This window comes from Micromonospora sp. ATLC20 (assembly GCF_057196585.1).
Window position 1 is genome coordinate 190,577 of sequence record NZ_JBXUOV010000001.1, and the last position, 6,544, is coordinate 197,120.

Below are 6,544 nucleotides of genomic sequence, written 5' to 3' on the forward strand. Positions count from 1 at the left end.
ACGGCCCGCCGCCGACCCGATCCGGGTTAACCGCTGGTCCACCGCGGGCCGGGTGGGCGAGCATGGTCGGCATGGCCGGGTCGACGGGTGCGAGGCTGCCGCTCCAGGGCGGGCTGCCACCCGGCGAGGCGCTGACCGGCGCGGTGCGGGAGATCGCCTGCGACGAGTCCGGCTTCTCCGGCACCAACCTGCTCGACCCGGCCACCCCGGTGATCGTCCACGCCGGCGTCGACCTGACCCGTGACGAGGCCGCCGCGTTGATCAGTACGCTGCGGTCCGGGTTCCGGTTCTCGCCCGACGAGGTCAAGTCGCGGCAGTTCCTGCGCCGCCGCGAAGCCGCCGAGGCGGTGCAGTGGTTCCTGTCGGCGTTGCGCGGCCGGGCGCACGTACACCTCGTCGACAAGGAGTTCTTCCTCGCCACCCGCGTCGTCGACCTGCTGCTGGCCGAGCCGTCGTATGCGGCTGGCACCCGGCTTTCCGGTGACCGGCGACCGGCGGCGGCGCTGCACCGGGCCGGGCGGGCGGCCGGGCCCGGCTGGGCGGCCTTCCTCGCGGCAGTGGTCGAGATGCTGCGCACCAAGCGGCGGGACCGGGCGGACGACCGGAGCGTCGAGCGGTTCTTCGCGGCGCGGGACGCGCTGCGGCGCCACGTCGGCGACGCGCAGGCCGGCGCGGTCCTCGACGCGCTCGACCCGGCCCGGGTGGCAGCCGTGCAGGCCCGGTTGTACGCGGGCGACCGGACGATCCCGCCACCGCTGGAGCCGCTGCTGCCGGCGCTGGCCGAGACCGTGCTGCACTGGAGCGCCGGTCGGCGGCGGGTGCTGGTGATCCACGACGAGCAGAGCGCCCTCACCGAGGACCGGCTGCGCCGCCTCCAGGCGGTACTGGCCGCGCGCGACCCGGCCGGCCCGTCGCCGCTGGCGGGGCTGGTGATGACCGACTCGCGCGACGACCCGCGCGTCCAGGCCGCCGACCTGCTCGCCGGGGTGGCCCGCCGGATGTCCGGCACCCCGGGCGACGGGCCGCTGCGCCCGCTGCTGTCCCCGGCCCCCGGCCACGACCCGGGCGCCGTCGTCGCGACGCACGACCCGAACGCCGTGACGGCGGAACAGGAGCCGACGTGATCCTTGACAACGTGACACCTCGCGCCGGGGTGCACTGCGAGACCACCACGCTCGGGGTGCTGACCCGGCACGCCGGCCTGGACCTCTCCGAGCCGATGCTGTTCGGCCTCGGCGAGGGGCTCGGCTTCGTCTACTGGGACGCCAAGGGCATGGACGTGCCGTTCCTCGGCGGGCGCACCAAGCCGCTGTGGGTGACCCGGGCCGCCGCCGGCCGCCTCGGCCTGGACCTGCGCGTGCGGGAGACGACGTCGGCGGCCAGGGCGTGGCGGAACGTCACCGACGCGCTTGACGCCGGTCAGCCGGTCGGCCTGCAACTCGACTCGTACCACCTGGACTACTTCACCACCAGGGTCCACTTCGGCGGGCACACAGTCGCGATGTACGGCTACGACGACACGCACGCCCACCTGGTCGACACCGCCCAGCAGGGCGGCGCGGTGACCACCACGCTGGACAGCCTGGCCCGGGCCCGCGCCGCGCGTGGGCCGATGACCGCGCGCCACCTGTCGTACACGCTCACCGCGCCCGGCGCCCCGCCGGACCTGGACGCCGCCGTCCGCGCGGCGGTCCGCGCCAACGCCGGGGCGTTCCTCGACCCGCCGATCGCCAACCTCGGCCACCGAGGGATCGCCACCGCCGCGGCCCGGGTGACCCGCTGGCTGGGCCGCGCCGCCGACCCGGCCCGTGACCTGCCGCTCGCCGCGACGCTGATGGAACGCGGCGGCACCGGCGGCGCGCTGTTCCGCGCCCTGTACCGGGACTTCCTCGCCGAGGCCGCCACCGTCACCGGCGACGCCCACCTGCGCCGGGCACATCTGATGTACGCCGACATCGCCCCGCTGTGGACCGCCGTGGCCGACCACATCGCGGCCGCCGGGCGCACCGGCGACGCGGCCCATCTGACCCGCGCGTCGGCGGTCCTCACCGACCTGGCCGCCCGGGAACGCGAGGCGATGACAGTGCTGGCCGCCGTCGACGCCGGGTAGGGCCTGTGGCGAAGTCGGAGGCAGGCTTGAACGGCATACTGGTCAGCGTGCCGGAGCAGCAGACAGATCTTCGTCCCGTGACGATGCCTCGGGTCAAGGTTCGTGATGTCGTCGAGGCGGACCGGCCACGTTTCGTAGAGCTCTTCTGCGACGAGTGCTTCATGACTTTCTCTGGCGGCGCCCTGACACTTCGCGAGGCCCACGAGCGGTTCGACCGGACGATCGCGCTGTGCGCGGAGGTCTCGTTCGCCAAGCAGGCGATCGTTGAACTGTCGTCCGGGGTTGTCGTCGGCTATACCGGAGTTGACTGGATCGATCTAGAGGGTCGCCGATGGCTGGAGTGGGGCTACCGACTCGATCCAGCGGCTCGCGGCAAGGGCTACGCCACTGAGGCAACCGAAGCGCTCCTGGTCAGAGCTGCCGGGGAGTACAGCGGCGACCTGCTCGCGATCATCCACCCGGATAACCACCCATCACAGAACGTCAGCCGAAAGCTGGGGTTCCGATGGTGGAAAACGGCCGACGTGAACGGGGCGCTACGCAACATCTACAGGATGCAATTGCCGGCCGCAGGAAGCTAGACCCTCTGCACAGCTATGTTGCCGGTCGACTTCGGCCGCATCGAGAAGCGTGGGGCCGAGGTCGTGGTAGCGGATGTCGGGGTGGACAGGACTGCGCGTCAATCGTCGATGGACCCTCGCTGCCAGCGGCCGGCGCGGTGGTCTGACCGGGCTGCGGCCCTGCCATCATGTCGCGCATGACGACAATCGATCCCTTGGCCCCGTTCCAGTGGCTCAACGTCTCCGACGGCGGTCCCCTGGGTGACATCTTCAGCGTGGCCTTCTTCCACGGGCTCGACCCGGCGGAGGTGGTGTACCGCTTCAGCCGTGAGGAGCACTCCGGCCAGGTGTCGGACTTCAGCGGGCTCGACGACAAGGCACGAAAGTTCCTCGATGAGACGCGCGGCGAGGATGGCGGCGGCTACGTGGGCGTCTTCCAAGCCGGCACGTGGTGCGTGGTCATCGAACCCTACGGCTGGATGACCACGGACCACGAGGTGCTGACGAAACTGTCGCGGGGCTGCGAGGTGCTGGCGGTCACCCGGCACGACTATGCCGAGCACAGCCTCGACTATGCGATCGACGGCACGATCGTCACCGGCTACCGGCTGGAGGTTCCGCACGAGGGCTACGGCTCCGACCCTGACCGGCTCACCGACTTCACGCGTGAGCTCGCCATGGGGCCGGACGAGCCACCGGATCAGGCCGCGTGGGACACCGCCTGTGAGGACGGTTCCTCCAACGCCGTGCCACGAGGGTTCGCCCTGGCGGCGAAGGTGACCGGGGTGTCGTTCGCACCGGACATGCTTGACCGCCCCATGCTCGTGGCGCCTTTCGTCGAGCGGTGATCGCCGACGCCGACCTGACCCCGGCCACGCCGGCAGCCCGGTGACCGGCTCCGCCGAGGGGCCCACCTGGGCGTCAGCTCATGTCGAGCGTGTACGCCGCCTCCCGCACGTCGGCGTCCGGATGGCGGCGCAACCCGATCAGCAGGTCCCGCCACGGCGTCTTCCAGCCGAACTCCGACCCGTGCGCGACGAGCGCCACCGCGAACAGCCCACCGGCCAGGTCTCCGCGCCCGGCGAGGTGGGCGACGGTGCCGGCCAGGGCCGCCGGGTCGGGCCGCCGCCGCATCGTGAGCAGACGATCGCCGACGCGTTGCGCGGTACGGACAGCGACCACGGGCCGGTCCGCGCAGAGCGCGGCGACCTCGTCCAGGTCGTCGAGCCGCCCGAGGTCGACGAGCAGGCCGGTGGCCGTACCCAGGAAGCCGTCCCGGCCGGCGAGCCACCGCGCGGCCTCGACCAGCCCGGCACGGTCGGCGCCCGCGGGGCGGCTGTCGGACCACAGGGCCGCGCCCTCGGCGAGCGACTCGACGCGCCGCCGGGCGGGCCGGTCGGTCACCGGGCCGCCCGGGTCGTCGTCGGCCGCGTCCCGCTGGACCAGCCGCTCCAGCGCGGCCCGGAAGGCCTCGTCCCCACCGGCTCGCAGCAGGTTCGCCACCCCGATGCTCGGCGTCGTCTCGTCCGGGTCGGTGAGCCGGTCCACGACCAGGTCGGTGACGCCGGTCAGCCACTGCGACCACTCGCCGAGCGCGTCGAACGCGGCGCGGCGGACCTCCCGGTCGTCGGCACGGCACGCCGCCACGACCAGGCCGGCGTAGCTGCGGCGGTGCCGCTCCGAGATCCCCGACGGGTACGCGCCGAGCACCGCGCGCCGCTCCTCCCGGCTGGCGTGCACCGCCGCGCGCAGCACGGCCCAGGTCGCCTCGGGTCCCAGCCGCTGCCGGGCGGCGGAGACGATCGCCGCGCGCACGTCGCGGTGCGTGCCCGGATCGGCGTACGCCTCGCCGAGCGCCGCCATCGCGTCCACCCGCGCGTAGCGGGCCAGCAGCCGTGCGGCCTCCTTGCGGCTGGTGACCTTCGCGGCGCCGGTCAGCACCCCGCCCAGCAGGTCGGTCAGGCGGGCCGGCGGAACGTACCGGGCGGCCCGTCCGGCGGCGTACAGCGCGACACGTGCCCGGTCGCCGTCGGCGTACCGCAGCAGCACCGGGAACGCCTCGTCCGGCCGGTCGGTCCAGACCAGCGCGCCGAGCGCCGCCTCGGCGACCGGCGCCTCGGACGCGTCGACGTGGCGCAGCACCAGCTCGCGTCCGGCCGGACCGGCCGCGGCGGCGGCCCGGATCGCCTCCGCCCGCCGCCACACCCGTTGCCCGGAGTCGGCGACGACGCGCGCCTGAAGCGCCACGAAGCGCTCCTGCTGACGGGGGAGCCACCGCTGGGCGTACGGGGCCGTGCCGGGCACCCACCGCAGGCCGCGCTCCACGAACCGGCCGCGCGGGGGCCGGTCCAGCACCCGGTCGAGCAGGTCGGTGCGGGCCGCGCAGACGACAGCCCACACCTCGTGCAGTGCCACCGCCGACGCGTCCACGTCGAGCACCTCCGCGACGCGCCGCGAGCGGGTACGCGGGTCGGCGAGCCAGCGCTCGGTCGCCGCGCGGGCCACCGGGGGCAGGGTGTCCGGCCCGATCGCCCGGCGCAGCAGGTCCTGTAGCTCCGGCAGCCGCCAGGCCCGCCGGCCGAGCGCGTCGGTGAGCGCGAAGAGCAGCCCGTACCGGCCGCGCGCCATGCCGGCCTCGATCCGGCCGCGCAGCCGGTCGAACACCACCCACTCCTGGCCGTGGCGCAGCACCGTGTCGAGCCTGCGCAGCACCGGCACGTTCGCGTCGCTGCTCACCACGTCGACGGTGAGCAGTGCCCACTCGACCAGCTCCGGCACGTCCACGTGGTGGGTGAGGACGTCGACGGCGAGCCGGCTCAACGCGTCGGTGGTCCTCGCCGAGGTGTCCCGCGCGTCGACCGCGTCGGTGGTGAGCTCGGTCAGCACGCCCGCGTTCATCGCGGTGAGCAGCGGCGCCACGGTGGTCAGCGCGCTCAGCGCGGCCGCGCGTACCGGGTCCTGCTCGTTGCGCAGCCGGCCGAGCCGGACCATCACCTGGGCCACGGTCCGCGGGTCGCGGGAGCGTCTGGCGGCCGCCACCAGCAACCGCCAGCCGTCCGCCCGTTCGTCCGCGTCGCCCGAGCGCAGTGCCGCGCTCGCCGACTCGGACGCCTGTGGCCACGGCAGGTACGCGCTCCAGAACCGCACCTGCTCCTCGTGCTCGCGTACCGACGGCAGGGCCAGCACCCGGGCCGCCTCGCGCGTCCGGACCGGCGCGGGCAGCAGCTCCATCACCTCGGTACCCGGCAGCAGCGCCGAGGTGTCGGTGTCGGCCAGCGCACCGTCGTACAGGTCGGCGCGGCGGCTCGGCGCCACCGCGCGCAGCAACGCGGCGAGCGCCTGGTCGTGCTCTCGCAGCCGGGCGGCGAGCGGGATCAGCTCGTCCGTGGGCAGCACGGCGAGGCGGTCCAGCAGCGCCCGGGGCAGCGCGGTTCCGGCCAGCCAGGTCGCGCGGCCGGGCGACGTGAGCAGGCGTACGACCCGGCGGGCGTCGTGTGCGGCGAGCCGCCCGTACGCGACGAGCGGGCCGGGCAGTGACGCCTCCGGCGCGTACTCGTCGAGCAGATCCAGCACCCGGGCCGGATCACCGCGCAGGACCGCGCCGGCCACCTCCGGCCAGATGCGCCGGCGCGACTCCGGTGGGGCTGCGGCCAGCCGTTCACCGGTGCGCGCCAGCACGACGCCGGAGTGCCACCGCATCAGCCGTTCCGGGTTCAGCGCGTACTCCAGGTCGGGCAGCAGGGCCCGTACCGTCTCCGGGCCGCAGGCGGGCAGCAGGGCGGCTGCCTCGTGGTCGCCGAACCGGTCGCGTACGCCGCTGATCAGCGCGTCGGCGACGGCCGGCGCCGGGCGGCGGCGCAGCGCCCGGTAGACC

5 protein-coding genes are annotated in these 6,544 nt (G+C 74.6%); 4 read left to right on the forward strand and 1 reads right to left on the reverse strand.

Annotated elements, in window-relative coordinates; translation table 11 throughout:
- Positions 1 to 71 precede the first annotated feature (71 nt).
- The 4 genes from AC2CHG_RS00865 to AC2CHG_RS00880 all read left to right on the forward strand — a co-directional run bounded on the left by AC2CHG_RS00865 (position 72) and on the right by AC2CHG_RS00880 (position 3,518).
- Complete coding sequence (locus tag AC2CHG_RS00865) at positions 72 to 1,124, forward strand: DUF3800 domain-containing protein (protein WP_262012124.1); 1,053 nt, start codon at positions 72 to 74, stop codon at positions 1,122 to 1,124.
- Positions 1,121 to 2,110: a BtrH N-terminal domain-containing protein gene (locus AC2CHG_RS00870; protein WP_484523950.1), complete on the forward strand. Its 990-nt coding sequence runs from the start codon at positions 1,121 to 1,123 to the stop codon at positions 2,108 to 2,110. Before AC2CHG_RS00865 ends, AC2CHG_RS00870 begins: the two co-directional genes overlap by 4 nt.
- A 47-nt stretch (positions 2,111 to 2,157) precedes the next feature.
- Positions 2,158 to 2,691 carry a GNAT family N-acetyltransferase gene (locus AC2CHG_RS00875; RefSeq protein WP_355513029.1) on the forward strand — a complete coding sequence of 178 codons (534 nt, stop codon included), beginning with the start codon at positions 2,158 to 2,160 and terminating at the stop codon, positions 2,689 to 2,691.
- Between the two features lie 176 nt (positions 2,692 to 2,867).
- On the forward strand, positions 2,868 to 3,518 hold the full coding sequence (locus AC2CHG_RS00880; protein WP_484523951.1) for a DUF6461 domain-containing protein: 651 nt from the start codon (positions 2,868 to 2,870) through the stop codon (positions 3,516 to 3,518).
- Positions 3,519 to 3,591: 73 nt separating this feature from the next.
- On the opposite strand, the gene AC2CHG_RS00885 is transcribed toward AC2CHG_RS00880, so the two are convergent.
- Positions 3,592 to 6,544: hypothetical protein (locus AC2CHG_RS00885; RefSeq protein WP_484523952.1), on the reverse strand; the 2,953-nt coding region annotated here is incomplete at its 5' end.